The organism is Paenarthrobacter sp. TA1.8, from assembly GCF_048595705.1.
Classification (GTDB): Bacteria; Actinomycetota; Actinomycetes; order Actinomycetales; family Micrococcaceae; genus Arthrobacter; species Arthrobacter nitroguajacolicus.
In genome coordinates, this window is sequence record NZ_CP184287.1 from 4156695 (window position 1) to 4182829 (window position 26135).

The window sequence follows — 26135 nt, forward strand, 5'->3', positions numbered from 1 at the left end:
TCCTTTCAAGGCTGTGCTTTCGGGGACGCTTTGTGCCCCGTCATCGATCCTCACTGACAGCGCGGCGCCGCGTAAGAACGCACTTTTTTGTGCCTAGGGCACCTCAAAGTGCCCTGCCCTGAGGGGCTTCCGAACGGCGGATCGGTCCCTAGGATTCTTCCTGTGGAAGAATCCTCCCGCAGCCGCATCCAAGCTGCCTACACAGACATCGACGGCACCGTCACCGCTTACAACACCATTTTCGAGTTCCTTCGCTTCGACGCCGCCGAACATGCCCGCGCTGAAGAGGCCGAGGAGTTCCTCGCAGGTCTGCGGGCTGCAGCGGAGAACGGGGTCCCGCGTTCGGTGACGAACGCCCGCTACTTCCGCTGGTGGCGCGGCCGAAGCGTCACAGAGGTGGCCGAACTCGGCGAGCGCTGGGCGGATCTGCAGGATGGGCAGGCGGCCGACTGGGCTTTCCTGGAGCCTGTGGTGTCCATCCTGGACGCCCATGCGGACTCCGGGCGGCAGCTGGTTGCAGTCACGGCATCGTTCGAGCCGGCCTTGGTACGGGTTCGACGGCGGTGGCCCCACCTTGAGCTGTTATGCACCCACCCGGTAGTGGCCGGTGGCAAGTACACGGGTGGGATCGAGGAAGCACTGGTGGGTGATGCCAAAGCCCGGGCCGTCCTGGCCCACGCGTTAGCGAACAATGTTGATCTCGCGGCTAGCTTCGCTTACGGGGACCATCATTCGGATCTCCAATTCATGGCCTTGGCAGGGGAATCCCTGTTGGTTCACGCCAAGCTGAGGGTCTCAGCCACGCCGGTGAGTTAAGGTTTACGACACCGTTCCCCGAGCTGTCAGAGGCCCCAAGTAAACTGAGCCCAGCAGTCCACTTGATGAGGAAAGTATTGGGGATATGACTCTCACGGCTGAACAGAAACGCCAGAAAGCCCGGAAGCACTACAACGCGTCCTTGGACCTTTGCCCGGCCCGGCAATTGCTGGAGGCCATCAGCAGCAAGTGGGTCACCTTGGTGATGCTTGCCCTTGAGGACGGCCAGCAGCGCCACAGTGACCTGAGGAAGCTCATACCAGGTGCCAGCCAGAAGATGCTGACATCCACCCTCCGCTCCCTGGAACGCGATGGGTTGGTCCTCCGGCATGTCACGGTGTCTGTTCCCATCCGCACCGACTACGAACTCACTCCCCGCGGCCGCTCGCTGCTGCGCATCATCTTTGAAATGAAGGAGTGGGCGGAGGAGCACATGGATGATGTTGCTGCGTCCCGTTTGGAGCACGACCGCCACCGGCTCGCCTTCAACTGACGGCCAGGACCCCGGCGTGCACCTGTTTTGCCTGCACCATGCCGGTGGGACCACGGCCAGTTTCGCAGGCTGGCGCTTCGACGGCGTGACGGTGACCAAACTCAGCTACCGTGGCTGGGACTTCATGTCCTTGGGGGCGGCTGCTGATGCACTCGCAGAGCGCGTGACGGCGTCGGCGTCTGCCCGGCTAGCCCTGTACGGCCACAGCATGGGGGCTGTCCTCGCATTCGAGATCGCCCTGCGGCTCCAGCACACAGGCCGGGTAGCCCACGTCTTCCTCGCCGCCACGCGCCCGCCGTCGGGAATGCACGACGCCGGTGCTGCCGCAATTGCCGCTGCGGGCGCTCTGTCCCCGCGTGCCCGGGAAGTCCTCCTTGAGGACCTCGATCTCCTGGCAGGATATCCCGGAAGACCACCCGGGAAACAGTTGGAAGTTCCAGCAACCGTCCTCTACAGCGCCGACGATCCTGTGGTGCCTGTTGCCGATTCCCTCCGCTGGGCGGCATGGTGCGCGGCCGAGCCACGGTTGATGAAACTGGACACTGGAGGTCATCTGTTCCACTTGGGCAACCCTGCCGTGCGGTTACTCGTGGAAAAGACCCTGTCCCCGGAGCGGAGTAGGGACGCCCAGACGGATCAGCGCCACGGATAAAGCCTGGCGCCACCCAAATATGGGTGTCACCAGGCGTTATCCGTGTCGCCAGGCTTTATCCGTGTCGCCAGGCTTTATCCGTGTCCGCCCGCTCCTCGGCACGAGGACGGCTAGGCTCCCGTGCTGATGAGTTCCCGGTCTGAGGTGCGGTTCTCCAGGGCGGCCTTTCCGGCGGCGAAGACCGCACTGATTTCCGCAACGCGTCGGCCCAAGTGGGCGGCCGTAGCGATATCCGCGGGGTGGACGCCCTCGATCCCAACGTCCGAGAAGGTTTGTGCGGCAGCGCCGTTGAAGTAGCCGAAGCGGTTGAGGTCGTTTTCGGTACCCTTGGTGCTCTTCCAGCCTGGGAGCAGGCCGAGGTTGATCCAGTTCATGCCGTGCTGGGCGCCAAAAGTAGCGAAGTAATCCAAGGTTGAGTTTTTGTCCCCTGCCTTGCATGCGGCGTTGGTGAAACCCGCACCCAGCTTGTTGTGCCACTTCTGCACAGCCCAACGGCCTGCCGTCTTTTCTGCGAAGGCGTGGAACGCTGAAGGTGCAGTACCCATGTAAGTGGGTGCGCCGAAGATGATGGCATCGGCTTCATCGATGAAGTCCCAGGACTCCTGGGTAAGTTCATCCACGCGCAGGAGGGCTGCGGTGGCTCCCGTGGAGGCGGCGGCGGACACCACTGCGTCCGCGAGGACCTTGGTGTGACCGGAACCTGAATAGTAAACAACTGCAATTGCCGGAGTGGCCATGGGTGTCCTCAATGTTCGTATCTGTGTCTATGTAATGGCAAAGATTAAGCGGTAGTGGATTCCGGTTAGACGGCGGGTTGCAGGGCAAGCTTCCCGGTCACCAGTCCGGCCGCAACCCGGGCAGTTCCTGCGTCTGCGAGTTCGAATTCGTCCACGCGCACGCCGAACTTGTTGCTGAGGATGACGGCCGCTTCAACGAGGGACAGTGAATCGATGTCCAGGTCCGCGAAGGAGTCGTCCGGGCCCATGTGGCTGAGCTCGTCCATGGTGGATCGGATAGCCTCGACGACGTCCAAAGCTGTAATTTCCATGTGGTTTCCCCCTTTGTAGGGTGGCCCGGGATGGCCGGGCCACGGTGATCCCGCAAGGCACCCTGCCCGCAGGAATCGGTAGTGGCCCTAATGCGGGTCCACAACCGAGATCGAAGGCCAGGTCATGGCGATGGCACCCCAGGTGGTTCCCCCGCCGAAGGCCGTCAGCACCACTTTGTCCCCGGGAGACCTGTGGCCCTTGGTGCCGGCGTCGGTCATGGCCAGTGGAATCGAGGCAGCTGAAGTATTTCCCACCCTGTCCAAGTGGACCTCGGCTTTGGAGCCGGGTATTCCGGTCACCGAGGCCACCGTGTTGAGGATCCGGAGGTTGGCCTGGTGCGCGATCAGGGAATCGACGTCGCCAGCCGTCCAGCCAACACTCGCCAGCACGGTCTGCACGGAGTCCGACATCGCCGTCACCGCCTGCGTGAACACTTCTTTGCCCTGCATCTCAAAGAAGGCACCGGCGCTGCGTGGGACATGAATCAGCGTTTCCCCGTCTCCGTCGGAGTGCAGCGTTGTAGCAAGGATGGCCCCGGGTTCTTCTGCGGTACCGGCCGAGAGATAGGCGGCTCCTGCTCCGTCGCCGAAGATCACGGACGTGGTGCGGTCCGTCGGGTCCAGCAGCCGGGTGAAGGTGTCCGCGCCAATCACCAGCGCAGAGCCAACGGAGCCGGAGGTAATGGCCCAGCCGGCCGTAGCGAGCGCGTAGACAAATCCTGAACAAACGGCCGAGATATCGAACGCGGCAATCCCTTGTAGCCCAAGGTTCGCCGCAACCTTTGGTGCAGTGGCAGGGCAGACCTTGTCCGGCGTCGAGGTCGCCACGATCAGCAGCCCCACGGTATCGACGCCGGCGCTTGCCAACGCTCGTCGGCCAGCTGTTGTGGCAAGGACGCTGGTGCTCTCAGATTCGTCTGAGTGGCGCCGCTCGGCGATGCCGGTCCGGCGCCGGATCCATTCATCGGAGGTATCCATGACGGAGGAGAGGTGCTCATTCGTGACCACGCGTTCGGGAAGTGCGCCGCCCAGGCCCCGGACCACCGCGGATTTCGCGCTCATTGAACAGCCCCTGCCGGCAGTTGGTGAGCGACGCTGCAGACTACCTCGCCGCCGTCGAACGTTCCCACTACATCGGCGCAGCGCCAGGACCCGCCGTCCTTTCCGATCAGCCGGCTCTTCTGCAACCCCACACTCAGACCGGTTCCCTGCCCGCCCCCAATCTTCGGGCCGGGACCGGTAAAAGTAACCCGTGTCTTGCGCATCCAGAGCGTGTTGCTGTCGGAACGGTTCATGGCGTCCAAGCTGTAGAGCAGGACCTGCCCTAGTTGCAGGGTGGCCACAAAGTACTCGACGGCGGACAGCGCCTGCGGGTACGCAGCTTCCAGGCCGCGCCGGTCACCCAGCTGGTGGCCCAACGTGGGTTGCTGGCGAAACGAGAGCTGCGCGTGGGCTGCACCCTGTGCCGCTTCGAGAACCACGTCTGACAACGTGACTTGCCGTTCGGCCCACAGGGCACCATAGAGTCGCGTGGCGGCGTCGCCCACCAACGCCTCTTCTGAGGGTGACTCGACGGACGCAAGTCCAAGTTCAGCCGGAGCGTGGGTTACTTCAAGGACCGCGCTCATGGAGGCCACCGAGCACCTCAGGACGGACCCTTCACCGTGGTCCTGCAGCGTAGCCTTGCAGCCAAGATCACCCAAGGTGTCTTCCACCGGTTCACTGCCGCCGGAGATGGTGACGGACGTCAGGTAAGCGGCTGGCAATATATCCGGCGAAAACCTGCTGGCCAGCAGGGCTTCCGCCATTCTGCAGGCAAGGACAAGGACGTCCGTGGTGCCAAGGTGCGGTGTTTGCTTTTGATTGCCTTTGACTGACCAAACTCCCGCGACACCCAAGCTGGCTCGGGCAGTCAGTGTGGACTCAGCGACGGTGTGGGCAACGCGAAGGTTCCGCAGCCGCGGGTTGGTGGTCTTGTAACCGTGGCTGAAGAAGCGGCGGCGTCCGTCGCCCAGGAGGTCGTCGATTGAGGCGTAACTCTCGGTGGCGGGGCGTAGGGCAAGGGGCATGAGTGTTCCTTGGTTTCGTCATCGGCGGTGATCCAAGAATCCACTGCAACAGCGTCGGCAACCAGTGTCCGCGGATGGTGGTGGTGGGAACACCACCCTGAGCCGGAGCCGGTGTCAGTGTCAGTCCCGGACAGTAGGCTGGAAACGTTCGTGTTGAACTGCATCGAAGGGACTTGAGTTTTGGCTTACATCACCGTCGGAGACGAAAACAGCACTGAGATTGAGCTTTACTACGAGGACCATGGGGCCGGCCAGCCAGTGGTCCTGATTCATGGCTACCCGTTGGACGGATCCTCCTGGGAGAAGCAGACGGCCGCACTGCTCGACGCCGGATATCGCGTCATCACGTACGATCGCCGCGGGTTCGGCAAGTCCAGCCAACCGACCGAAGGCTACGACTACGACACCTTCGCAGCAGACTTGAAGACCGTGCTGGACACCCTGGACCTGAACGACGCCGTTTTGGTGGGCTTCTCCATGGGTACAGGCGAAGTTGCGCGCTACATCAGCACCTACGGCTCGGCGCGCGTTGCAAAGGCCGTGTTCCTCGGTTCGCTGGAGCCTTTCCTTCTGAAGACCGACGACAACCCCGACGGCGTCCCCCAGGAGGTCTTCGATGGCCTCGCCGAGTCCGTTAAGGCCGACCGGTACGCCTTCTTCACCGACTTCTTCAAGAACTTCTACAACACGGACACCTTCCTTGGCACCGCACGGCTCAGCCAGGAATCAGTGGACGCCAGCTGGAACCTTGCCAGCAAATCCGGTGCGTTCGCCTCAGTAGCCGCCCAGCCCACCTGGCTGACGGACTTCCGATCGGACATTCCCAAGATCGATGTCCCGGCCTTGATCGTCCACGGCACGGCGGACAACATCCTGCCCATCGACGTCACGGGTCGGCGATTCAAGGATGCCCTGCCCAGCGCCGAGTACCTTGAAATCGAGGGCGCACCGCACGGCTTGCTCTGGACGCATGGTGCGGAAATCAACGAGGCCCTGCTGGCGTTCCTCAAGAAGTAAGACGTGGAGCTACTTCTTGAGGCGTAGGTTCCGCGCCTTCTTGCCCTTTCGCAGGTACTCCTGCTGAGTGGCGTCAGCGGCGGTGCGCTCCATCGCGTGGAGCACTCCATAAGTGAAAGCACCGTTGCTGACGCCCGGCGCTGAGCCCAGCTTCAGCAGTTCCGCCCGCGCCATCACACTGTCCTGATGGTCGCCAAGAATCGACTGAATCCTGTGCGCCGCGTCTTCCAACTTCACGGCACGTTTGCCGTGGATGCCTTCCACAGCCGCTGCGGCAAAGCGCAGCTTCTTGGCGGCCTTCCGTACTTCGTGGAATGCCCTATCGCGTTGAGGCCCGACGGCGGCACCCACCGCTTCGTCGTGCCGTTTGCGGAGCCTTTTGCCGGCCTTGTTGACGAGCTTCGCCGTGGTCTCCTTTGCCGCTGCCTCACCTTTTGACGTTGTGGGCGGAGCGTCGATGAAGGCTTCCACAGCGTCCAGCAACTTGAAGTAGCGGGGACTGTTCAACCGGTTCCTTACGGCAGACATCGCAGTTTCGGCCCTCAATGCCATACGCTCTTCCAGCTCATTGTGGAGTTGACCCAGGACGAGCTTTCTTGGCAGTTCATCGAAGCTGCTCCTCAAGCGTTCGTGCAAGACCTCCACGTCCCGGTAGCGGCCAAGGGTCTTGGCGAGCGACTTCAGTTCCTTTTCGAGATCCTTCACCGGGTCCGGTTCAAAGAGATCCCTGTAACCATGCAGGACAGCACGGATTCGGCGTATCTGTGACCGCATTTGGTGCACTGAATCGTCACGGGCAAGGCGGACATGGGAGTCCTGAAGGAGCAGATCGGCCACTTGCTCGTCCAGGTACTTGAGCACGGGAATGACGGCTGGACCGTTGCCGCTGGGCTCTTCGCGGTCTGTTAGCTTCGAAGCAGGCCATGAGTCGCCTAAGGCGGTGGCCAGCTTGGACGTGCGCTCGCTCGGCTTTGCTCCGGCGTCGGAGAGTTGCTGTGTCAGGGTGCTCAGCAAGGTGTCGGCACCGTCGTCGGCTTCCTCCGGTGCCAGCTCCACCTCCCACTCCCTCCACTCCAGCTCGCGGGGTTCGCCAAGCATCGCTCTGGCACGAACGTAGTCATCCACGAATTCAGCCAGTCGGTGGCCATCCTCGCCGTACAAGGCGTAGCTGGTTCGTTCCGTGTTCAGGGTTGCGACAGCCGCCACTGCGTGACCCCGGGTATAGGCAAGCACGCGGTCCATGAGTTCCACCGGGACAGAGTCGGCGTTGCCCAACGGTGCCTGGATCTCTGTTCGCTTGCCCGCACTGTGCGGTAGCTTCAGGTGCCAGCCGGCGTCCGGCCCGCCGGTCCGGCGGCGCAGTGTGATTCCGCGGGATGCCAGGGCCAGGTGGCGGGTGTCAAAGTAAATGGCTTCCAGGCTGTGGCTCGCGGGTTCACCCACACTCCCTATCCCGTCAATTGCTTCGAGGGCAGGGAGCGGAGTGGACGCTTCGGCGTCGAATTTCTGTTCAGCTTCCACATTGCTGGAGGTTGCCATGACCGCGGAATTCCTGCCTTTCGGGGATATGCCGCGAGGGCCGGCCCGTTGTGATGGCCGGCCCTCGTTGGAGCTGCTTATGTGGTTCCATGTCCAGTTTGAGTTAGATCAACCCGTCGCGCTAGATCCCCGGAGTGCGCGGCTGTGGCGGCTCGGCGGGCCCTTCATTGGCAGCCGGCGCTGCGAGATCCGGATCGACGGGCGGGAACTCAGCCGTTGCCACTGCGCCACTACCGAAGGTTTCACCGGTGTCATCAACATCGCCACCGGAAACCGTGCCACGCCAGGCACCCGTTTCATGCCTCTGGGCTTCGATGAACTTCTTGAACTTGTCCAAGTCCGCACCTACGCGCATGCTGTCCACGCCAAGGGCGGAGCCGGCCTTTTCCGCGAGGCCATCCGGCTCCCAGACGATCTCCACGTTGACCCGGGTCCTGCCGGTGTCGAGTGGCTCGAAGCTCACCGTTCCGCCGTTGCGGGGACCGTCCACGCTGGCCCAACTGACCAGGGAATCAGGGACCTGTTCAATGATCTGGGCGTTGTACTCCCGCTTCACACCACCCACATTGGTTGAAAAATGAAGGCCAGTTTCATCGATCTGTTCAACGGCCTCCACTCCATTCATGAACTGAGGGAAGGTCTCAAACTGCGTCCACTGGTTGTAGGCAACAGATACAGGTACATCCACTTCGATTGACTTATTTACCGTAGCCAAGGTTTTGCTCCTTCGATCGTGTCTCGGGTGCTCATGCGGTAATGCTGGTGGCGCGCCAGCCAGCTGGCTGCTTAACCAGTGGCGCGCCTGTCTAAAGCGCGCCAGCCAAAGCTCTTAGCCGGCGTCGAAACTTTCTTCGTCATCGTCGTTGGGTGACTCTTCCTGGGGAAGGTCATTGCCGCTGCCGTCCGGCAGGTCGCCGTCGTTTCCGTCCGGCTGGGTGGACTGCTCAGCCAAGTACTGCTCGTCAGTTCCGCCAAAGCGGCCCGCGCCTGGCTCTCCGGAACTGTCGGAGTCCTCCGGATCCAAGTGGCTAAGGTTCGGGGCGCCGGTGCCTTCTCCGAGGGCGGCTTCCTCGATATCTTCTTCCACGCGGGGCTGTGCCTGGCCGCCGCCGGCCTCTTGCTCTGCCGTAGGAGTACCGTAGCCTCCCACTTCCTCTTCCGGTGTGGCGTTTTGCTTGTCCATGAGACCTGTCCTTTCCAAAGCGGTGAACGTGTTTATGGAACACTTCGAACCTATAAGTGCAGCTGGTGGCCTGTCCATGCTCTGACGAAATTAGTCAGCAATCTTAGCAATTTGAGGGTGAATGCGTTACCGTACAGCCCTAAAACGCTGGCGCATCAAGACGGTTGTGGAATCTCACAGCCACCCTGGGGATCCAAGCCTGTGTAATTCAATGGACCCGCAACAATATTTAGTGCAATGGTGGCAAGCTGCGAGCACTGCGCGGGCGGAGCCGTGAAGTACCCGCGCTGACCTGCTGCCACGGCCCCAATAATGAGCCACACCACCACGAACAGCCCCACAATCGACCCGATCCGCATCACTACCCCAATCGCTGAACTGATAACCCCCAGCTATTAGTAAGCATACTGACAAAAGTGCCGAAGACCAAAGAAACGCGGCCGCGGACCGGGATCCCTCCCGTCCGCAGCCGCGCCTGCCCTGCTCAATCCGTAGGGTTGGTTTCGGTTGTCAGACCGCGATGGTCCGCAGTCTTTTCGTCCTTCTCTTCTGCCGGCCCGGGCGGGTTGGCTGATTCGCTGGGACCAGCGTCGACGGAGTCTTCCGGACTTTCCGACGACGAATCACCCACAGGTACCTGGTTGCTTGCTTCCGGCGTCCCGGGATCCCTGGGAATGGGATGTCCGGGCGTGGTTGTCCCATCGCGAACCTGCGCGAAGCCGGCAACCTCGCTTGGATCAGTCGTCATACGCGCGACCGGCCACGGCCTAGTACCCAGCCAATAAGGGCCAACACCAGCAGGATAATTCCCACCCACAGGAGGAAGCTGAGGGCTTGGTTGAATCCGCCGACGAGGAGCAAGATGATCGCTATAACACCGGCGATTATCAAAAGTGTATTCATTGAGCTACGCATCCCTTCAATAACGGTTGTCTATTCAGGAAGGCGTCCGCTGGTACTCCATTTCTGAAGCGCCACCCATGCCAACGGGCACCGATCGGAGAATTACTCTCCATATCGCTTACGTACCCCCGCGGAATTAGGTTCAAACCGGAACCACATCCCTTGAGGGGCACGTACATAGCATCATGATAGGCGCGCACTCCGCTGGGGCGAAGTATTTGAACAGGAAACTTAGTACCCTTTTGCGGAGCCGCTCCTGTCACGACGCAGCGTAGCGAACAGCGCCAGTGTGTGATCTATACCTCACTCGGCACAACTGAGGCCAACCCCGCGTTGTACATAGAACGAGTCCCACAGAAGACGAAGGGAGGGCTCATGCTCATTGTTCTGACAGGCATTGACGGTTCAGGAAAAACGACGGCGGCCCACGCCCTGGTCGATTCGGCTCGCGCTGAAGGACGAAGCGCCCTGCTGCTCAGTAATCACGCTGCTCGCCGGAGGATGTCGCTTCTCTCGATGCGATATGGCTGGAAGGTGGCGCCACGGGTTGCGGACTTCATCGAAACAGGTGTTCGCCTATTCAACGTGCTGGTGAACCATGCGCGCGCCCGGCAGTTCGACGGCCTGGTAGTCATGGATCGCCATCTGCACTGCCAACTCGCGCTACGCCAAGCCAGTGGATTGCAGCGCGGGCGTTTGCTCCCATGGCTGCTGGAAAAGCTCCCTGCCGCTGATCTTCACATGCACTTCGACGCTGATCCCACCGTCGCGCACGAGCGCGTCACGGCACGCGGCACCGACCAGGAGACCGTGGCCGACCTGCGGGCATTCCGGGATGCCTACCGTTCGCTGCCTGAGTTCGATGACTTTGTGGTGGTGGATGCAAACGGCGAACCTGACGAAGTCATGGCCCAGGTAAATCGCGTGATGGCGGCCAGGGTGGCGGTCGGCGCCTAGCCAAACGCCTGCAGAGGGGCTGTTCCGGTCAAGCTGAAAGCGCCATTAGAGCGTTACCTTCCCCCTGGTTCGGCGCGCAGCCTAATCCCGCGGGCGCATCAGCGGCGGGTTGAGTACCGCCCGGGTGGGCTGGCCCGGCGTCGAACGCGCTTCGGGGGCGAGCCTGAACAACGCAGCCGGCCGTCCGGCGTCGCCCGTTGTCATTCGGCCGGTGTCCTCCAGAAAACCTGGCGTCCCCGTGGCTTTTCTGTGGAAGTTCCGCGGGTCCAGGCGCGTGCCCCACACAGCCTCATACACGCTTCGGAGTTGAGCGATGGTGAATTCCTCGCCACAGAAGGCCGCGCCCAGGGGCGAGTATTCAAGCTTCGACTTTGCCCGCTCCAGGGCGTCGTCAAGGATCCGCGCGTGGTCGAAAGCTAGTTCAAGCTTCCCCTCCAGGACGTCGCGAACCGGGTACCACGCAGCCTGTTCAGCGTCACTTCCAGCCGACAACACCGGAAAGTCCGGCGCCAGCAGCAGGTGCGCCACGGTAAGGACGTCACCACGGGGGTCGCGCCCCTTCGGGCCGTAACTGCCCAGTTGCTCCAAGTGCCCCGGTAGATGTTCGACGCCGGTCTCCTCCGCGAGCTCCCGGCCAGCCGCCTCCAGCAGGTCCTCACCTGCGAGGACGAAACCACCAGGGAGCGCCAGCTTTCCGCGGAAAGGCTCGAGGAGGCGCGTGATGAGGAGGACGTGCAGCTCGCCGTCGCGCACCGTGAGGGCTACGACGTCGACAGTCACCGGAAAGCGCTCAGGCGCCGCGTGGGTTTCAGGCATAAAGTAATCGTAGGTAATTATCGTCATGTTGACAATAAAGCCGGACTGCCCCTAATGTTTAGTTATCGTCAAGTTGACGACAACTAAACGAAAGAGGCGAACATCATGGCCACCATCAAGCGCTACCCCTGGATCAGCCACTTCCTCGGCAGCCCCACCGGTTACGTCGTGCACCTGCAGAAGGGTGCCGTGCGCCACCAAGGAGTGGGCCAAGCCTTCTGGTTCCGGCCAGCGAACTCCGTTCTGAGCGAAGTTCCGGTAGACGATCAGGAACTGCCGACCCTGTTCCACGCCATCACCCGTGATCACCAAGACGTGAGCGTTCAAGCCAACGTCACGTACCGCTTCATCGATCCCGTGGCGGTTTCGATGCGGCTCGACTTCGGCTTGCAAACTGCTGGCAAGGCTCCGGCAACCGGACGCGAGCAGGTCTCCACCATCATCGGTCAGCTGTGCCAGAGCCACGCGATCGACCAGATCGCCACTACAACCCTCGCCGAAGCACTCGAACGTGGAGTGAGCCAGCTCCGGCTCGTCCTCACCGAAGCACTCCGGGCGGACGCCAGATTGCAGTCCACCGGCATCGAAATTCTCGGAGTACAGGTCCTGGCCGTGCGACCCGAATCTGATGTTGAACGTGCCCTGCAAACTCCGGTTCGTGAGCAGCTCCAAGCCGAAGCGGACCGGGCCGTGTACGAAAGGCGGGCGGTCGCCGTCGAGCGTGAACGCACGATCTCCGAGAATGAGATGGCGAGCCAAATCGAACTGGCTGTCCGCCGCGAGAACCTGGTGGCGCAGGAAGGCGCGAACGCCCGCCGCGCTGCCGAAGAGAAGGCCGCCGCTGGTTTGATTGAGGCCCAAGGCTCTGCTGAACGAAAGGGCATCGGCGCCGCCGCGGAGGCAAACCAGATCCGGCTGGTTGGCGAAGCAGCCGCAGCCCGGGAAGCCGCAACCATGGAGGTCTACCGCGGTATGGAACAGGCCACGCTCCTCGCCTTGGCGCTCAAGGATGCAGCCGGTAGCCTGCCGAACATCGGGAACCTCACCATCACTCCGGACCTGCTCAGCGGAGCACTTGCCGGTCTGTTCAAGGAACCCGCCGCTTCTGTAGAAGCCACCAAGTAAGGACCGTCATGGCAACCCCCCGCATCGTCATCGTCCACCGGCGAACCGAACTCCAGGAACTCCTGGACCGGCACGCCACCCGCGGCCAAGCCGAGTTTTTCCTTCGTAGCCGCGGTCGCAGCATCCAGGACGCGCAAGACCGGCATGATCGGCTAACCTCCGCCCTGGCAACCATCAGGGCGGCAGTACCGTCCGATTGGCGGCAAGCGGAAGTGGAACGCGCGGACCTGAGCCGTTTCCTGCTCACTGCAGAAGACATCATCGCCGTGGTGGGGCAGGACGGCCTGGTGGCGAACGTTGCCAAGTATCTGAACGGCCAACCGGTGATCGGCATCGACCCCGAGCCCGGCGCGAACCCCGGCATCCTTGTCCGGCACACACCGTCGGCAGCCGCTGCCCTTCTGGGTGCCGGCGACGTTGGACGCCTGCGCTGCCAAAGCCTCACCACCGTGACGGCAACGCTCGACGACGGCCAGCAGCTTTCGGCGCTCAATGAAGTCTTCGTCGGGCACGCTTCGCACCAGTCGGCCAAGTACTCCATCACAGCGCCGAGTTTCACCCAGCCCGGCGGACAAGCTGAGCGGCAGTCGTCGTCGGGCCTGATCGTTTCCACCGGCACCGGCGCTACCGGGTGGTGCGCCTCGATCGCCTTGGAACGCGGTGGACGTGCCCTTCCCTCCCCGACCGATCCGAGGCTCGCATGGTTCGTCCGGGAAGCGTGGCCATCGCCCGTTACGGGAGCCTCGCTGACCGAAGGCATCCTCGAAACCGGCGAGACACTGCGAATTACCGTGGCGTCCGATCAACTGGTGGTGTTCGGTGACGGCATGGAAGATGACCGGCTGACGGCGTCGTGGGGACAGGAAATCACCGTGCAGTTGGGGAAGCGGCCGCTGCGGTTGGTTGTTTGATTTGGCAGCCGTGCGGCCACCACCTACATTAATTTCCAATCCGGGCCGCCACGCCGCTTTCAAGGGGTGTCGCGGCGCCACGGCCCCTCAAAGTTAGTGGTGACGGCCCGCTTTATGCCGATTATGCTCCAGATTTCAACCGTTGTTCCTCGCCAAGCCCCGCGATAGGGTGACCGGACCGTCCACCCACATCATCGTCTGGAACAACTCTGGGAGACACCATGACACATGTGAGACGTCAACTGGCTGCTGTCACGGCAGCCTTGGCGCTAACCGCGACGAGCGGCGCGATGGCCAGTCCGGCCTTCGCCGATCCCCGCGAAACCGAGAAAAACCCGACGGCCACGGGCTACGGCGGTGCGGTGAGCACCGTCGATCCCGAAGCTTCCGCAGCCGCCATCGAAGTACTGAGGAAGGGTGGAAATGCTGCCGACGCCGCCGTCGCCGCGGCAGCAACCCTTGGAGTTACCGAGCCCTACAGCGCAGGCATCGGTGGCGGCGGTTATTTCGTTTTCTATGATGCTAAGACCAAGCAAGTGGGCACTATTGACGGCCGCGAAACCGCTCCGGCGGGCATGCCGACCGACGCGTTCATCGACCCCGCTACCGGCAAGCCCTACAAATTCACCCCGGAACTCGTCACCAGCGGCGTCTCCGTGGGCGTCCCGGGCACACCTGCAACATGGGAGCGGGCTCTGGAGCGTTGGGGGACGTTGGATTTGGGAGAAGCACTGAAGCCAGCCATCAAGGTAGCCAACCGCGGCTTCGTGGTGGATGAAACCTTCCGGCAGCAAACCTTGGACAACGAGGCCCGGTTCGACACCTTCACGTCCACGCAGGATCTGTTCCTTCCCGGCGGTGACGCTCCCGCCGTCGGAAGTGTCTTCAAGAACCCCGAGCTTGCTGCCACGTATCGCCTGATCGCCAAGGAGGGCATTGACGCCTTCTACGGCGGTCCGCTCGCGGAGGAAATTGTCAACACGGTAAAGGCTCCGCCGAAGTCGGGCGACACTGATCTCCCCGTTCCCGTCGGTTTCATGACCACGCAGGACCTGGCCAACTACAAGGTGCTGAACCAGGACCCCACCAAGGTGGAGTACCGCGGCTACGAGGTCTATGGCATGGCTCCTTCCAGCAGCGGCGGCACCACCGTGGGTGAGGCGCTGAACATTCTGGAGAACTACGACCTCAAGGGAATGGAGCCCGTCAACGCCCTCCACCATTACCTTGAAGCGAGCTCCCTGGCGTTCGCGGATCGTGGCGCCTACGTTGGCGACCCGGCCTTCGTGAATGTCCCCACCGAGAAGCTGCTGGACGACGTCTTCGCTAAGGAACGCTCCTGCAATATCAATCCGACGGCGGCCGCCCCCGAGCCTTTCGCCCCGGGGAACGTGGAAGATTACGACGGCGCCTGCCCGGCTGCTGTTGCACCGCTCGCCGATGAAACGGATACAGAGAATATCTCCACGACGAACCTGACTGTCGCCGACAAGTGGGGCAACGTTGTGGAGTACACGCTCACGATCGAGCAGACCGGTGGTTCGGGAATCGTTGTGCCGGGCCGTGGCTTCCTACTGAACAACGAGCTGACCGATTTCAGTACCGTCTACAGCGAGACTGATCCGAACAGGATTCAACCTGGTAAGCGTCCCCGGTCGTCGATGTCGCCGACCATCGTTTTGAAGGATGGCGATCCGTTCCTGGCTCTCGGCTCCCCCGGCGGTTCGACCATTATTACTACCGTGCTGCAAACAATTTTGAACCGCATTGACCTGGGAATGGACGTCTCCGAAGCCCTCGCAGCTCCGCGGACGTCACCCCGGAATGGCCTCACAGTCACCTCCGAGCCCGCCTTCATCGAGGCCTACGGTCCAGGTTTGAAATCGTTGGGGCATGATCTGGTTCCGGCTGGCGATGCCTTTACATCAGCGGCCGAAATCGGTGCGGCCACAGCCATCGAGTTCAACCCGGATGGATCGCTGACAGCCGCTGCCGAACCTGACCGCCGGGGTGGTGGATCGGCGATGGTGGTCAAACCAGCAAAACCGGGCAAGTAACGACGGGCTCGCTTGCCGCGGACCAACTATTCCGTGGCAAGCGGGTCACTGTTCGTTTTGGCCTGCTCTGCGTCCCTGAAGATATCGCCAAAACATAACGAGTGCTGCGACCACCATGATGACTCCCGAAACAGTTGACCACACTGATTCACCGCGGTTCGAGATGAAGATGGAGACAGCATAGGCAGCGAGCGTGAGGGCCAGGAGGAGCCAGACCAACGGTTTGGTATTCACTATGTGTTCCTTAATTTTGATGATTGGAGTGTCAGGCCAGGTCTCGCCTGAGAAACACCCAGCTGGCTGCCGTTGATACCACTACAAGCCAGCAAAGGGCCCCGGCGAAAGATGCGAACGCGGGTATGTTGACAGCCACGTTCTCCGCCCAGTTGGCGGCGAGGGTTGGGAAGAGGAGCCGCCCGGTCTCCCCCAGAGACGGGGACAGGAGTTCCGGGAGTGCCAAGCTGAGAGGCACAACGAAGAGGCTCACCAAGTGGTTGCGGATGATGGATCCCAGGGCGAAGCCCCATAACGACCCCATGCCGGAAGTCACACAGAAGCCCAGAACGGTAACCGGGTCGAGATGCCACGCGCCGTCCGCAAATACTCCGAACAAGCCGAAGGCAGTCCCCACCAGTGCGCCGCTGATGAGGGCTGCCAAGGTGGTTGTTGCAGCCCGGCCGGTAAATGCAGGGCCCCGCTGAAACAGTAAAACCCTCCTGTTGAAGCTACCGGTGCGGTAGTCCGCGGTGAATGAGAATGCACCCACAATGGAGGCCCCGGTGAGCATGAGGGAGAGCCCGGTTTTACGCAGAACTCGGTCCAACCCCGGCGTTGGTGCTTGGGACTCAAGGCTGGCAGCGACAATGAGCAACCCTAGAAGCCCCAATACCAACAAAGCCCCCAAGGCCGAGCCCTTCCACAGCCATGGCCGCTGCAGATCAGAGCAGAAAGCGGGCACCAGGTTGAGCATCTAGAACTCCCGCCCCTTGACCGTCCGCACGGCCCCGGCACCCGCAGCAGTCAGCCACCCGCATGACACCAGGAACGCCGGCACGGGCTCGAGTAACCCTTCCAAGGGCAGTGACGCGATTCCGGCCAAGGCGCCTGATGGAAGCCAGCGGGCAACCTCCGAGCTGCTCAGCAACAAGGGCAACTCAACGGCGAGTGGGATCAGTAACGTGAGGATCGTCGTCGCGTAGTAATGCCGGATGATCCAGCCGAGCGAACACCCCCAAATAGATCCCAGCGCCGAGGCCATCACCACGCCGGGCAGTTCCCGCCACGACTCCGCAGACAAAAGGGCTCCCCGCATTTCTGGCGGGAGCGACAACGCCACGCTTCCACCCCACACCACTACTCCTGTGATGGCAGTGGCAAGGCCGATAACCAGCGCGGCCACGTACTTGGCCCGCAGCACTTGCCGCAGTCCGGTCATTACGATGCTTCGCCGAAGCGTGCCGTAGTAGGACTCCCGGGTCACAAGATAACTCCCGGCAAACGTAGCCACCGGTGCAATGCTTGCGGCCAGGGCCCAGAACACCTGGACATTCTGCGCGGCCGAAAGCTCCCCTGAATTGCCCGGCCATCCAACGAAGTTGGCAACGAACCAAGGCACCAGGGCACTGAACGCCAGAATACCCACCACGGAATACCCGCTGAAATACCGCAGTAGCTCCGATCGAAGTCCGGTGGGCAGCCAGGCCACACGGTCCTTGGTGGCCACAACATCCCTGGTCATCGGGCTCGATCCAGAATCTTGAAGTAGGCAGATTCCAGGCTTCCGCCACCCAGAGCTTTGGCCTTCTTCAGCGTTCCCCGGAAAAGCGTCCTTTGCTTGAGGATCACCACTTCGTCGGCAACCTGTTCCAGTTCCATCAGCTGATGGCTCGAGACCAACGCACTTCCGCCGGAAGCAGCGAAGTCCCTAAGGAATCGCCTCAACCACTGGATGCCCTCCGGGTCCAAGCCGTTGGCAGGCTCGTCCAGCACCAGTAGCTGGGGTCTGCCTATCAGCGCGGATGCGATCCCCAGCCGCTGCCGCATCCCCAGCGAGTAGTCGCGGACCTTCTTCTTGCCCTCTGCAGCAAGGTCAACCTGCTCAAGAATCTGATCCACGTCCTGACGCTCAGCACCGGCAGCAAGCTGGCAGATCTGAAGGTGCCGGAGTCCTGTCAGCCCGGGTTCTATGTCCATTCCGTCCAAATTCACTCCTACTTTGGTGGCGGGCCTCCGCAGCGATCGGTAGTCGGTTCCAAAGACTGTTGCCCGTCCAGAGGTGGGTTCCACCAGACCGGTCAAGCCTGCGAGCGCTGTGCTCTTGCCTGCGCCGTTGGGGCCGATGAGGCCCACTACCCGGCCGGCCTGAACATCGAAGGTCAGCTCCTGGACCGCGAACCGCCCGCCCCTCTTCTTACTGAACTGCTCAAAGCTGGCAGTGACTGTCATGAGTGCCCTTTCATGGAATCCTCAGTCTTGGAGTGGTCACTGGCATCCGCGTTTCGGCCGGGCCACAGCATCGAATGGGTCACGGAATCCCACAGCCACTCCCCTAGGCTCATGTGGCGTTGGCTGGTCACTTCGGCCCGTCCGGATACGGGAAGACGTTCCGCGGCAGCAAGCTTGGACTCCCCGGTGAGGTGGCTTGGGTAGGCAAGCACGGGCAGGCTGTTGCCTTCCAAAGCGATGGGAACGATCGTGTCCAGCGGTGCCAAGGATCCCGACGGCGGTTGGTCACCGATCGTGGCACTACCCAGCTTTTCGTGGAAGATCATTCCCTGCGACTGAAGTACAACTTCATCTCCCGGCCGGATCGTCCTGCCTGCGGCATCGGGAGGCATCACGACCTGCAGCGCACCGTCCGAATACGTGTATCCGGCCACCGTCACCGCTTTCACCGGGATGAAAACCGCCAGGAGTGTGATCGCCAGTGTTCCCAGGAGCGCTGCGAACGCCCGCCGCCACAGCGGACTTCCGTTCGCCGCAGCAGTACTGAAGAACCGGACGATAGACCTTCCCGCCATCGTCAGCAGCAGGCACAGGACCGCCGCGACAACTATGTGCCCTGCAATCCCCAGTTGGAGGAAGACAGGGACAAGCCGCTGGTACCCAATCACCATGAACCCGATACCGGAGACGAAACTCGCGAGCCCGAACCAGGCCAGCCAACCGTAGCTTCGGTATTTGGGCAGCGAACCCAGCACGTGTGAACTCACAAAATCCCCCGTGACGCTCAAGGACTTGTTCCGCAGATGCGGAACGTCCACGGCTGACATCAAAGCGACATAGCCATCCAATTTGATGAACGGAAACAAGTTCAGAATGGCCACCGCGTAGCAAATGATCCCGTAGAGGAGAACTGCATCCTGCAGCCATGACACCGGGAGGAAGCCGCGGACCGACAGGGCGAAGCTTCCGAGACCGAGGTGAACCAGTGGACCTGCGAGCGCCACGAATACCCGCTGCTTCCGTGACCCCAGCCTCCATCCATCGGTTACATCGCAAAAGAAGGCCGGCGACAGGTAGAACAGCATGATTCCGATACGTCTGGGAGTGCCGCCGCAACAAGTGAGCGCCAGCCCGTGCCCGAATTCATGGAGCAGCGTGGAAGCGAACATGGCCACCGCTACAAACAGATAGGCCTCCAATGGAAGTGGCGTTGATAAGACGCGGCCGATGCTGGGTCCAGCAATGAAGACACCTGCCACGCCGCCGAGCAGGAGCAGCACAGCAGCCGCCACCGCCTTCGGTCCGGACACGGTCGTCATCAGCGGGCGGATGGACTGCAGCAGGGGTGCTGGGTTGAACAAGGTGAATTGAACAGTCAGGGGTGGCCTGAACTGGATCCTTCCATTCCCGCTCGGCTGCTTACCGGCGTCGAAAATTCCTGTCTTGGCCAGCTGCCGGACGATTCCCATGACGTCGGCGGCAGTCCAGGGAATCCCAAGGTACTGAGCCACCTGCGCAGGGTTCCGGACCCCATCCAGCGCGTTCAGGACAGCGGCCACGTCGGCGGAAACACGCGCTTTGGGGACACTGGCCATGGCAACGATCCAAGGCGCACCAGCTTTCAGAGGAGCATCGATGGATGCCGAGGAAGCCAGCTTTACGGGCCATTCCACTCCGGGCGCGGCTTCAGAAGAGTCCCTTCTAAAAGCCCTCATATCAACGGATGGGGTGTCGTGGACGAACCACCCGGCATCCGGGCCAGCCCCTTGGTTTCGTCCATGGTCAAGGGAATGGCGCCTGGGCAAACCGCTTTGCCCGTAACCCATCCAAGCTCCTGAATGGCTGGAGGCAGCCTATGGGTGAGGCTGACCCAATAAGAAGGGATGCCCCCACGGCCCAGCCATTCCACCAATGTGTCTACATCGGCTGCCGCTTTTACCCTTGGAAATTCTGAAGCCCCGAAGGACCGGGCCCATTCGGAAAGTTCGGCGATGGCCTCTGGGCGAGTCCAATAGCCGGCCCGTGATTCGTCATCAGTAACCTCTAGCACCGGCATGACGGAAGGCGTGCGGGCAAGGAAGAGCTCGCGAATTTGCAGGCCTTCTTGAAGCGCTCCCCTCAGTGCTGCCATGGGATCCGAGGCTGCTTTGATACCCACGGCCCCAAACTGCCGTTGGTGGGCAGCGCCGTCGTCAGGTTTACCGATGATGATGCAAACGGCAGTGTGCAGCGGCCCCTCTTCGGACGGGATGAAGGCCAGGGTGGGCGAGATGCCGCGGGCATGGGCAGCGTAGAGGAGCCCCAAGAGGCGCTGGGTTTCCTGGGTCCCGCGCAATGGATCCGGAATCCCGCCGTCATGGAATAGCTGCAGCGCCGTGCGCGTCCGCCAGGCAGCAAGAAATGCGTCACGCTCAATCACTTCGGCAACACCGGAAGCCTTGGCGAAAGCCTCGGACGGTCCCGATGCCGCGCCGTTTGGTGAGGGATCAAAGAAGGCGTCCCAAGGGTTCAGAATGCCGCCGCCGTAATCCACTACTGGTGCCGGTACGCAGGATTCCTTCCCTGTCAGCAGGTCCGTTGCCGCGTACCAGGGCAGCTCATAGGCGAGCGCCGAGGCCATTCCCAAGCTTGGCGTCACGTAGTCAATCCGTTGACTGGCCATGTCTGCGCCTTGGAGGTGTGCCGTTAACAGGCAATCGGAGTCAGCGTCCGCCGGGATCAGCGCAAAACGTTCAACAGCTTCTCCGGCCCCTCTCGTTATGGAGGCCCGTCTGTTGACGTCAAAGGCACCCACTGCGGACGCGAACCCGCTTACGCCCGTGCCGGCATTGGCCAGCAGCCCCACCGTCCGCCAGAGGCCCACCTCATTCGGCAGGTATATGGATGCCTCGGATACCAGCCCCAGGGCAGGGTCAAGGGTGCGTGCAGCGTCGATGCTCATTTGCTGCACACCCATAGCTCGATGTCGTTCAGTCCTGGAGTACGGGTGGCAATCCGGACGGGGCGACGTTCCACGATAGTGAGGCCCTCAGCAAGGATTTCTTCCTCGATAAGACTGTTGCTGACAAAGGCGATAGGGCTGGAATAGGCGGAGGATTTATACGTGCCGCCTTCGTTGAAGCCCACCTGGATCATGGTCACGTGCCGTGCACCATTGGCAATGTCCCGGCTTTCGACCGTGATCAGGAAGGAATCTTCCCCCAACGGCGAAACTGTTGAGCCGCCGTCGTGATGTTCCGACCCCGCCGTACCGTCAGCATTCAGGACTGTCAGCAGGAATCGGCCGTCCGGCGCCAAAGATTCGCGCACTCTGCGGAACAGCTCCCGCCGTCCGCGCGGGTCAAGGAGGGTAATGGAACTCGCGCCGAGCACCACGCAACCAAATTCGCCTTCTACCTCGAAGCTGGACATGTCCGCCTCCACCAACTCAACCGGCACACTGCGGGGGTTGAAGGAGCGGTCGTTCGCCTTCTCCTTAAGCATCGCCAACATTTCCACCGAAGAATCGATGGCGGTCAGCGGACGCCCGAGGGCAAGGAGTGCGCGGGTGATCCGGCCGGAACCGGCGGCCAACTCCAGGATTGGCCCAGCGGTCTTGCGCGCCGCGGCGAGGATCTCGGGGAGTTCAGTGAGATCGTTGGCCGTGATTTGGTCGTATAGACGGGATCCTGACGCACTGTACATATCCTCCGGCGGATCCAGGTGGCCCAAGATGCGAAGGATGGCATCAGCGGTCTTGTCAGGTTCGTTGTTCATCAGCGTGTGCTCTCCGGGAGTTTGGTGGAGGTCCGGGGTACACGCGGGCGGCGGCAAAATCATGTGCACCACCCGCGTGCAACGGCTATGTGGCGGCGATTCCGACGACGATGCCGGCGATGATGATGACGTCACCAACGCGGATGTACCACGGCGTATCATCCGGGGTGTCGAGGTTCTCCAGCTCTTCGATGGATAGCTGAAGGTTCGAGTTTGCGATCATTGGCTCCTCCTTTCCTGGCTTGTGCGTATGGACCCGGCGTTGCTGCCTTACGTGATGCTGACGGCGATGATGCCTATGGCAACGCCTTGGGTAACGCCGATAAACCAGTTGTTGAAGTCCGGCGTATCCAATGACTCGATCTCCTGGATGGAGATGTTGAGCTGGTTCTGCATATGTGTTCACCTCCCTTCCTTGCGAATTCCTTGATGCACGGGGCTGGATCAGGTAATCGCGACGGCGATGCCTACCAACGCCAGTCCTGCTGAGATTCCCTTGATTCGTTCGTCCCAGTCGTCCGGGACATCCATCGGCTCCAGTTCCTGGACGGTGAGGTCCAGGCTCTTAAGTGCTGAGCTGCTGATCATGTGTGTTCACCTCCCTTCCCTTGCCGCTGTTCGTTCGCCCGTTGGGCTTGGCAAGATGTGCTGTCCGCCAGCTGCCGCGTTGAGGACATGCTGAATCTGGAAAGCATCGATTCCTCGCAGCATGGGAAGCGCCCTGCCCCAGTTGCGGATGGTTGCGTCAGTGGTTCGCAGCAGCGTTTCCTCGCTGATGTGCTCGAGCCCGGTGATGCCCCAGTTCCACATCAGTTCCTTGATGCCCTGCACGGGGTCCGGATCCACAGAGGGTTCAGCAGCGGCCACTATGGACCAGAGCCGTTGAAGGCGTCCTGCGTCGCCCCAAGCGCTGGCGCCCTTGCCGATTTCTTCCCAGACGGGACCGATCACCGAGGCCGTGGCAGTCATCTTCCTGGCGCCAGTGACGTATGCGAGCTCGCTGGCAAGGTACCAGTGCTTAGCTCCGTAGGGGTCGCGACCTATCAGCGCCCATCCAGTGTGGGTCTCCATGCTGAGGTGCCCTGCGGCCAGGCGCAGCATGGGCGAATCCTCGCGTGTCAGCCTCTGCCCTAACCGGACTATCCGCTGGATGAGAACGTAGCCGTCGTCGTCGAAGATGCTCTCTTTGCTGCCAATCATGGTTCCCGCCACCCTTAGGAAGGCTTCGAGCAGACCCTCAAACACCAGGTGCTTGGGCAGGGTGGCGAGGTGTCCGGCGTCGAGCACTGCCACGTCGCCTGCCAGATGCCGCGAGACAATCAGGCGGCGGCCGACGGCGGTGTCCAGGCAAGCTACAGCGCTGACTTCCGCGCCGGTCCCCACGGTGGACGGCATCAGAATGGTTTTCGGACGGTCCTTGGGGTTTGTGATGGGAGGCAGGACGAGCAGGCCGGAACGCTTGGCGTGACGTTCGGCGAAGATGGTCAGGCCGGGGTCTGCGGTGAAGAGTGCGGCGAGTTTCACGGCATCCAAAACTGAGCCTCCGCCGAGCCCTGCAACGGTCTGAAGACCGTTCTCGCGAATGAAGCTGCCCACCTCCCGCAAAGTTCCCACCGTGACGGGAGCCGCGTTCAGTTCAAGGACCGGCACGCCTTTGAGGTCGCCCGCCATCAGCGCATCCCGGTGCTCTGGCAGCTCTTTGTCCACCACCAAACCCGTTCTTCCGCGGGTGAGTCCGCCGACGAACTTGGGCGCCTCTCCGGCGTCGACGATGACACAACGGGTCCTCCAGAGGTGATCGGCGATCATTCGAAGACTCCGTCGCTTTGGGCCCCAGCAAGGCCTGCCTTTATTGCCGTTTGGAGTTCAGCGAAGTTCTCCTCGGTGTAAATAAGGGCTGGCAGGAGTTGGATTCGGCCCGGACCGGGCTGGACGATGGCACCCGCTTCGTGGATGCTCCTCACCACTGCCAAGACACCTTCGGAGGAGAGCGGCATACCGTTCCTGCTGTGGAGTTTGACTCCCCTCATGCAGCCGCGACCTGTTGAGTCACCTACGCCGCGGGTGCCTTGAAGTTCTTCTATGAGCTTGTTGAGGCAAGCGGCCACCTGTTTGCTCAGGGTGTTGTGATCAAGCCTTGTCATTTCGGCGATGGTGCCAAGGATGGCGGCGCATGTTGGCGGTGTGCCGGCCTGGGTCTCGCCGTGGACAAACACGGACTCGCTTGTGTCAAAGAGTTGGGTCACGCGCTGGGCTATCAGAAGGGCGGCGCATGCGCTGGTTCCGTTGGTCAGTCCTTTGGAAGTCACGATGACATCCGGCTGTTGTTGCCATTCGTCCGACGCAAACCAGCCGCCGACGCGTCCGAAACCCGTGGCAACCTCGTCTGCGACCAGGAGGAATCCGTGGTCTTGGCGGTGCTGTTGCAGGGCGGCTATGAATTCGCCCGGCACTGCCTCTGCGCCCGAACCCAAAACCGGTTCCACGATCACCGCTGCGATCCTGTGGCCTTCCCGCTGCATCAGCTGAGCCAGCTCCTGGCCTTGATCTTGGAACGCGATGTGGCGAATATTGCGTCGGTCCACGCCATACACGGATTGGCCGAGTTCATCTCCACTGAGTGCTTGGCTCCCATAAGTGAGCCCGTGATAGCTGCCCTTCAGCCCGATGATGAGCTTCCGTTCGGGTTGACCGTCAAGCACAAAGAACTGACGTGCCAACTTCATTACGGCGTCGTTCGCCGCTCCTCCCGAGGTGGAAAAGATCACGCGCTGGAAGTTGTGTGCGGGTAGTGAGAGAAGGGCTCGTGAAGCCTCGATGGCTTTGCTGTGCGCCGTCCGGAAGAGTGGAAGGTAGGAAGCCGCGCGGAGCTCTCCCGTGATCGCCGCTTCTATGTGTGGGTTTCCGTAGCCCAAGTTGGTGTTCCAGAGGCCGCTCTTGGCACAGATCCGTTGCTGCCCGTCTTCAAACGAGACGTGGACGCCGTGGGCGCTGGCTGCCGTGTGGCTCCTGTCCGGGAAGTCGTGCTGCGTGGTGAGGGGAACCCAGAGCGGGCGCTGCAAACCGGGAGCTGTGCTTACTACGGACGTCATCAGCGCGCCCCAATGACGTCGATGCCCAGCTGCTCGAAATGTGTGAAGACCGCTTGCACAGCGTCGCCGGCTACTGCTGGTGACACGTTGATGGCAGCTGCTACCACGCTGGCAGCCTTGGTGAGCTGCCCCATGTTGGATAGTGCTTCCACAATGACGGCGGCATCAGCTCCGATGGTGAAGCGCCTGCCCGTTGAGGTGTCCAAAAGCGTGTGCTGGCTTCCCTTTACCAGGATGAACGGAGCACCTGCAGACGGTGGACCATCGTTGAGGGCGGAGCCGTACAGGCTGACTCCGAAGCCGACCAAGCGAGTTCCGGCACGTTCTTCACGGGGAATGAACTTCCATGCGTCCAGCGCCGCCAAGTAGCGGGGAATCCACGGTGAGGCGGCAAGTAGGTCGCGAATGTGTATTGACGGTGAGGCCGAGGCGACAGCAGACTCCGGACGCAGGGCAACGGACCTCACGCGTAAGTCTGCCAGTCCGTCCCCCACCTTGCCGATCATGGTTCCGTAAGGTCCATTGAGGACGGTTCCATCCCAAGCGATGTGGAGCCTTGTAAGGAGGCGATCCTCTTTGTTTTGCCCTGTCAGCAACGCGCGCTCAGCCAACACGGCATTGGCTTCAGTGAGTTGTTGGATGAAGTGCCCCGAGGTCCAGGCTTCCCGGGCATCGTCAAAGAATGCTTGCCAGTCCTCTTCGGTAGTGATCCGGACAATGGTCACACCCACAAGGTTCACGAACGGAATGGCCACGTAATCCTGGATCTCCAAGCTCAGGGACCTGTCGACCAGGAGTTCCTCCCCGGCGGCGTCATACGATCCCGAAACCCTTACGGTGCCTTCAACATCCGTGTCGCCGTTGAGGACCAGGATGGTGGAGCCTTGGCTCGCCAGCGTCTTCGCGTAGTCGGTATGTTCGGGGTTCTCCACGAAGATCACGTGGCCCGGGATTCGCCCAGGGATGCCGGTGATCCACTGATCCATTGCGGCGGCGGTGCTCTGTTCCTGGCTCAGCTTCAATTCCAAACCCCACAAGTTGTCCGTGTTTCCCGGGAGCCGCCGGCGGTTGGCCGGGGCTCGTTCTGAGAAGGACACTATGGGCGTGCTGGGAGGCCACAGGCTGGAAAGGAGGAACTAGGTGGTGGGTGGGCCGAAAATAGGTGTGATTTGGGTGCCCCTAGGTGGTGGCCAGGGGTTGTCTAGGTGGTGACTTCGCTCGATCAGATATGGAGCGCGAAGCCGGCCATTACCATG

Annotated in this window: 31 protein-coding genes; 8 read left to right on the top strand and 23 right to left on the bottom strand. The window is 61.7% G+C overall.

The window, feature by feature from the left end; translation table 11 throughout:
• Positions 1-162 precede the first annotated feature (162 nt).
• The 3 genes from ACNAOT_RS19325 (at position 163) to ACNAOT_RS19335 (ending at position 1961) form a co-directional block, all read left to right on the top strand.
• On the top strand, positions 163-816 hold the full coding sequence (locus ACNAOT_RS19325) for an HAD family hydrolase (RefSeq protein WP_420179015.1): 654 nt from the start codon (positions 163-165) through the stop codon (positions 814-816).
• Between the two features lie 85 nt (positions 817-901).
• The gene (locus ACNAOT_RS19330; protein ID WP_017200679.1) at positions 902-1309 is read left to right on the top strand and encodes a winged helix-turn-helix transcriptional regulator; all 408 of its coding nucleotides are present in this window, start codon (positions 902-904) and stop codon (positions 1307-1309) included.
• Positions 1254-1961 carry a thioesterase II family protein gene (locus ACNAOT_RS19335; protein WP_420179016.1) on the top strand — a complete coding sequence of 236 codons (708 nt, stop codon included), beginning with the start codon at positions 1254-1256 and terminating at the stop codon, positions 1959-1961. The genes ACNAOT_RS19330 and ACNAOT_RS19335 overlap by 56 nt, the downstream gene beginning before the upstream one ends.
• Positions 1962-2071: 110 nt before the next feature.
• Here the strand turns inward: ACNAOT_RS19335 and ACNAOT_RS19340 are convergent, their stop codons facing one another.
• The 4 genes from ACNAOT_RS19340 to ACNAOT_RS19355 all read right to left on the bottom strand — a co-directional run bounded on the left by ACNAOT_RS19340 (position 2072) and on the right by ACNAOT_RS19355 (position 5078).
• Entirely contained in the window at positions 2072-2698 is a 627-nt protein-coding gene (locus tag ACNAOT_RS19340; RefSeq protein ID WP_420179017.1) for a flavodoxin family protein, read from the bottom strand.
• A gap of 65 nt (positions 2699-2763) precedes the next feature.
• The gene (locus tag ACNAOT_RS19345) at positions 2764-3009 is read right to left on the bottom strand and encodes an acyl carrier protein (RefSeq protein WP_017200682.1); all 246 of its coding nucleotides are present in this window, start codon (positions 3007-3009) and stop codon (positions 2764-2766) included.
• An 87-nt stretch (positions 3010-3096) separates the two neighbouring features.
• On the bottom strand, positions 3097-4071 hold the full coding sequence (locus ACNAOT_RS19350; RefSeq protein WP_420179018.1) for a beta-ketoacyl-ACP synthase III: 975 nt from the start codon (positions 4069-4071) through the stop codon (positions 3097-3099).
• Entirely contained in the window at positions 4068-5078 is a 1011-nt protein-coding gene (locus tag ACNAOT_RS19355; protein WP_420179019.1) for an AvrD family protein, read from the bottom strand. The genes ACNAOT_RS19350 and ACNAOT_RS19355 overlap by 4 nt, the downstream gene beginning before the upstream one ends.
• Before the next feature lie 180 nt (positions 5079-5258).
• Between ACNAOT_RS19355 and ACNAOT_RS19360 the strand changes: the two genes are divergently transcribed.
• The gene (locus tag ACNAOT_RS19360) at positions 5259-6095 is read left to right on the top strand and encodes an alpha/beta fold hydrolase (protein ID WP_420179020.1); all 837 of its coding nucleotides are present in this window, start codon (positions 5259-5261) and stop codon (positions 6093-6095) included.
• A gap of 9 nt (positions 6096-6104) precedes the next feature.
• On the opposite strand, the gene ACNAOT_RS19365 is transcribed toward ACNAOT_RS19360, so the two are convergent.
• From ACNAOT_RS19365 to ACNAOT_RS19385, 5 genes are all read right to left on the bottom strand, one after another.
• Complete coding sequence (locus ACNAOT_RS19365) at positions 6105-7634, bottom strand: CHAD domain-containing protein (RefSeq protein WP_420179021.1); 1530 nt, start codon at positions 7632-7634, stop codon at positions 6105-6107.
• A 121-nt stretch (positions 7635-7755) separates the two neighbouring features.
• Positions 7756-8349 (bottom strand): SRPBCC family protein, encoded by a 594-nt coding sequence (locus ACNAOT_RS19370; protein WP_420179022.1) that lies wholly within the window; start codon positions 8347-8349, stop codon positions 7756-7758.
• A 114-nt stretch (positions 8350-8463) separates the two neighbouring features.
• The gene (locus ACNAOT_RS19375) at positions 8464-8895 is read right to left on the bottom strand and encodes a hypothetical protein (protein WP_091470236.1); all 432 of its coding nucleotides are present in this window, start codon (positions 8893-8895) and stop codon (positions 8464-8466) included.
• Between the two features lie 406 nt (positions 8896-9301).
• A complete protein-coding gene (locus ACNAOT_RS19380; RefSeq protein ID WP_420179023.1) occupies positions 9302-9565 on the bottom strand; it encodes a hypothetical protein in 264 nt (87 codons plus the stop codon).
• Positions 9562-9720 carry a hypothetical protein gene (locus ACNAOT_RS19385; RefSeq protein WP_017200690.1) on the bottom strand — a complete coding sequence of 53 codons (159 nt, stop codon included), beginning with the start codon at positions 9718-9720 and terminating at the stop codon, positions 9562-9564. The genes ACNAOT_RS19380 and ACNAOT_RS19385 overlap by 4 nt, the downstream gene beginning before the upstream one ends.
• 375 nt (positions 9721-10095) lie before the next feature.
• Between ACNAOT_RS19385 and ACNAOT_RS19390 the strand changes: the two genes are divergently transcribed.
• A complete protein-coding gene (locus ACNAOT_RS19390; RefSeq protein ID WP_420179024.1) occupies positions 10096-10677 on the top strand; it encodes a dTMP kinase in 582 nt (193 codons plus the stop codon).
• Between the two features lie 81 nt (positions 10678-10758).
• On the opposite strand, the gene ACNAOT_RS19395 is transcribed toward ACNAOT_RS19390, so the two are convergent.
• Entirely contained in the window at positions 10759-11520 is a 762-nt protein-coding gene (locus tag ACNAOT_RS19395; RefSeq protein ID WP_420179025.1) for an NUDIX hydrolase, read from the bottom strand.
• A gap of 78 nt (positions 11521-11598) precedes the next feature.
• On the opposite strand from ACNAOT_RS19395, the gene ACNAOT_RS19400 reads away from it, so the two are divergent.
• The 3 genes from ACNAOT_RS19400 to ggt all read left to right on the top strand — a co-directional run bounded on the left by ACNAOT_RS19400 (position 11599) and on the right by ggt (position 15586).
• Positions 11599-12618 carry an SPFH domain-containing protein gene (locus ACNAOT_RS19400; protein WP_420179026.1) on the top strand — a complete coding sequence of 340 codons (1020 nt, stop codon included), beginning with the start codon at positions 11599-11601 and terminating at the stop codon, positions 12616-12618.
• 8 nt (positions 12619-12626) lie between these two features.
• Positions 12627-13529: a hypothetical protein gene (locus ACNAOT_RS19405; RefSeq protein WP_420179027.1), complete on the top strand. Its 903-nt coding sequence runs from the start codon at positions 12627-12629 to the stop codon at positions 13527-13529.
• Between the two features lie 221 nt (positions 13530-13750).
• On the top strand, positions 13751-15586 hold the full coding sequence (ggt, locus tag ACNAOT_RS19410) for a gamma-glutamyltransferase (protein WP_420179028.1): 1836 nt from the start codon (positions 13751-13753) through the stop codon (positions 15584-15586).
• Between the two features lie 45 nt (positions 15587-15631).
• Here ggt and ACNAOT_RS19415 read toward each other — a convergent pair whose 3' ends face one another.
• The 13 genes from ACNAOT_RS19415 to mpaB all read right to left on the bottom strand — a co-directional run bounded on the left by ACNAOT_RS19415 (position 15632) and on the right by mpaB (position 25976).
• On the bottom strand, positions 15632-15820 hold the full coding sequence (locus ACNAOT_RS19415; RefSeq protein ID WP_091470216.1) for a hypothetical protein: 189 nt from the start codon (positions 15818-15820) through the stop codon (positions 15632-15634).
• A gap of 31 nt (positions 15821-15851) precedes the next feature.
• Positions 15852-16556: a hypothetical protein gene (locus ACNAOT_RS19420; RefSeq protein ID WP_420179029.1), complete on the bottom strand. Its 705-nt coding sequence runs from the start codon at positions 16554-16556 to the stop codon at positions 15852-15854.
• On the bottom strand, positions 16557-17324 hold the full coding sequence (locus ACNAOT_RS19425; RefSeq protein ID WP_420179030.1) for a hypothetical protein: 768 nt from the start codon (positions 17322-17324) through the stop codon (positions 16557-16559). It lies immediately after the preceding gene.
• A complete protein-coding gene (locus tag ACNAOT_RS19430; protein WP_420179031.1) occupies positions 17321-18031 on the bottom strand; it encodes an ABC transporter ATP-binding protein in 711 nt (236 codons plus the stop codon). The genes ACNAOT_RS19425 and ACNAOT_RS19430 overlap by 4 nt, the downstream gene beginning before the upstream one ends.
• A complete protein-coding gene (gene mpaP, locus ACNAOT_RS19435; protein WP_420179032.1) occupies positions 18028-19704 on the bottom strand; it encodes a daptide biosynthesis intramembrane metalloprotease in 1677 nt (558 codons plus the stop codon). Before mpaP ends, ACNAOT_RS19430 begins: the two co-directional genes overlap by 4 nt.
• Before the next feature lie 38 nt (positions 19705-19742).
• Positions 19743-20972 (bottom strand): YcaO-like family protein, encoded by a 1230-nt coding sequence (locus ACNAOT_RS19440; RefSeq protein WP_420179033.1) that lies wholly within the window; start codon positions 20970-20972, stop codon positions 19743-19745.
• Complete coding sequence (gene mpaM / locus ACNAOT_RS19445; protein WP_420179034.1) at positions 20969-21787, bottom strand: daptide-type RiPP biosynthesis methyltransferase; 819 nt, start codon at positions 21785-21787, stop codon at positions 20969-20971. Before mpaM ends, ACNAOT_RS19440 begins: the two co-directional genes overlap by 4 nt.
• Positions 21788-21872: 85 nt before the next feature.
• A complete protein-coding gene (locus ACNAOT_RS19450; RefSeq protein WP_166660325.1) occupies positions 21873-22010 on the bottom strand; it encodes a daptide-type RiPP in 138 nt (45 codons plus the stop codon).
• Positions 22011-22057: 47 nt separating this feature from the next.
• The gene (locus ACNAOT_RS19455; RefSeq protein ID WP_256870618.1) at positions 22058-22183 is read right to left on the bottom strand and encodes a daptide-type RiPP; all 126 of its coding nucleotides are present in this window, start codon (positions 22181-22183) and stop codon (positions 22058-22060) included.
• Positions 22184-22231: 48 nt separating this feature from the next.
• On the bottom strand, positions 22232-22375 hold the full coding sequence (locus tag ACNAOT_RS19460; protein ID WP_166660324.1) for a daptide-type RiPP: 144 nt from the start codon (positions 22373-22375) through the stop codon (positions 22232-22234).
• 6 nt (positions 22376-22381) lie between these two features.
• Entirely contained in the window at positions 22382-23596 is a 1215-nt protein-coding gene (gene mpaC, locus ACNAOT_RS19465; protein WP_420179035.1) for a daptide-type RiPP biosynthesis dehydogenase, read from the bottom strand.
• Positions 23593-24879: a daptide-type RiPP biosynthesis aminotransferase gene (gene mpaD, locus ACNAOT_RS19470; protein WP_420179036.1), complete on the bottom strand. Its 1287-nt coding sequence runs from the start codon at positions 24877-24879 to the stop codon at positions 23593-23595. The genes mpaC and mpaD overlap by 4 nt, the downstream gene beginning before the upstream one ends.
• Positions 24879-25976, bottom strand: a complete 1098-nt coding sequence (mpaB, locus tag ACNAOT_RS19475; protein ID WP_420179037.1) for a daptide biosynthesis RiPP recognition protein — start codon at positions 25974-25976, stop codon at positions 24879-24881. Before mpaB ends, mpaD begins: the two co-directional genes overlap by 1 nt.
• Between the last annotated feature and the right edge of the window lie 159 nt (positions 25977-26135).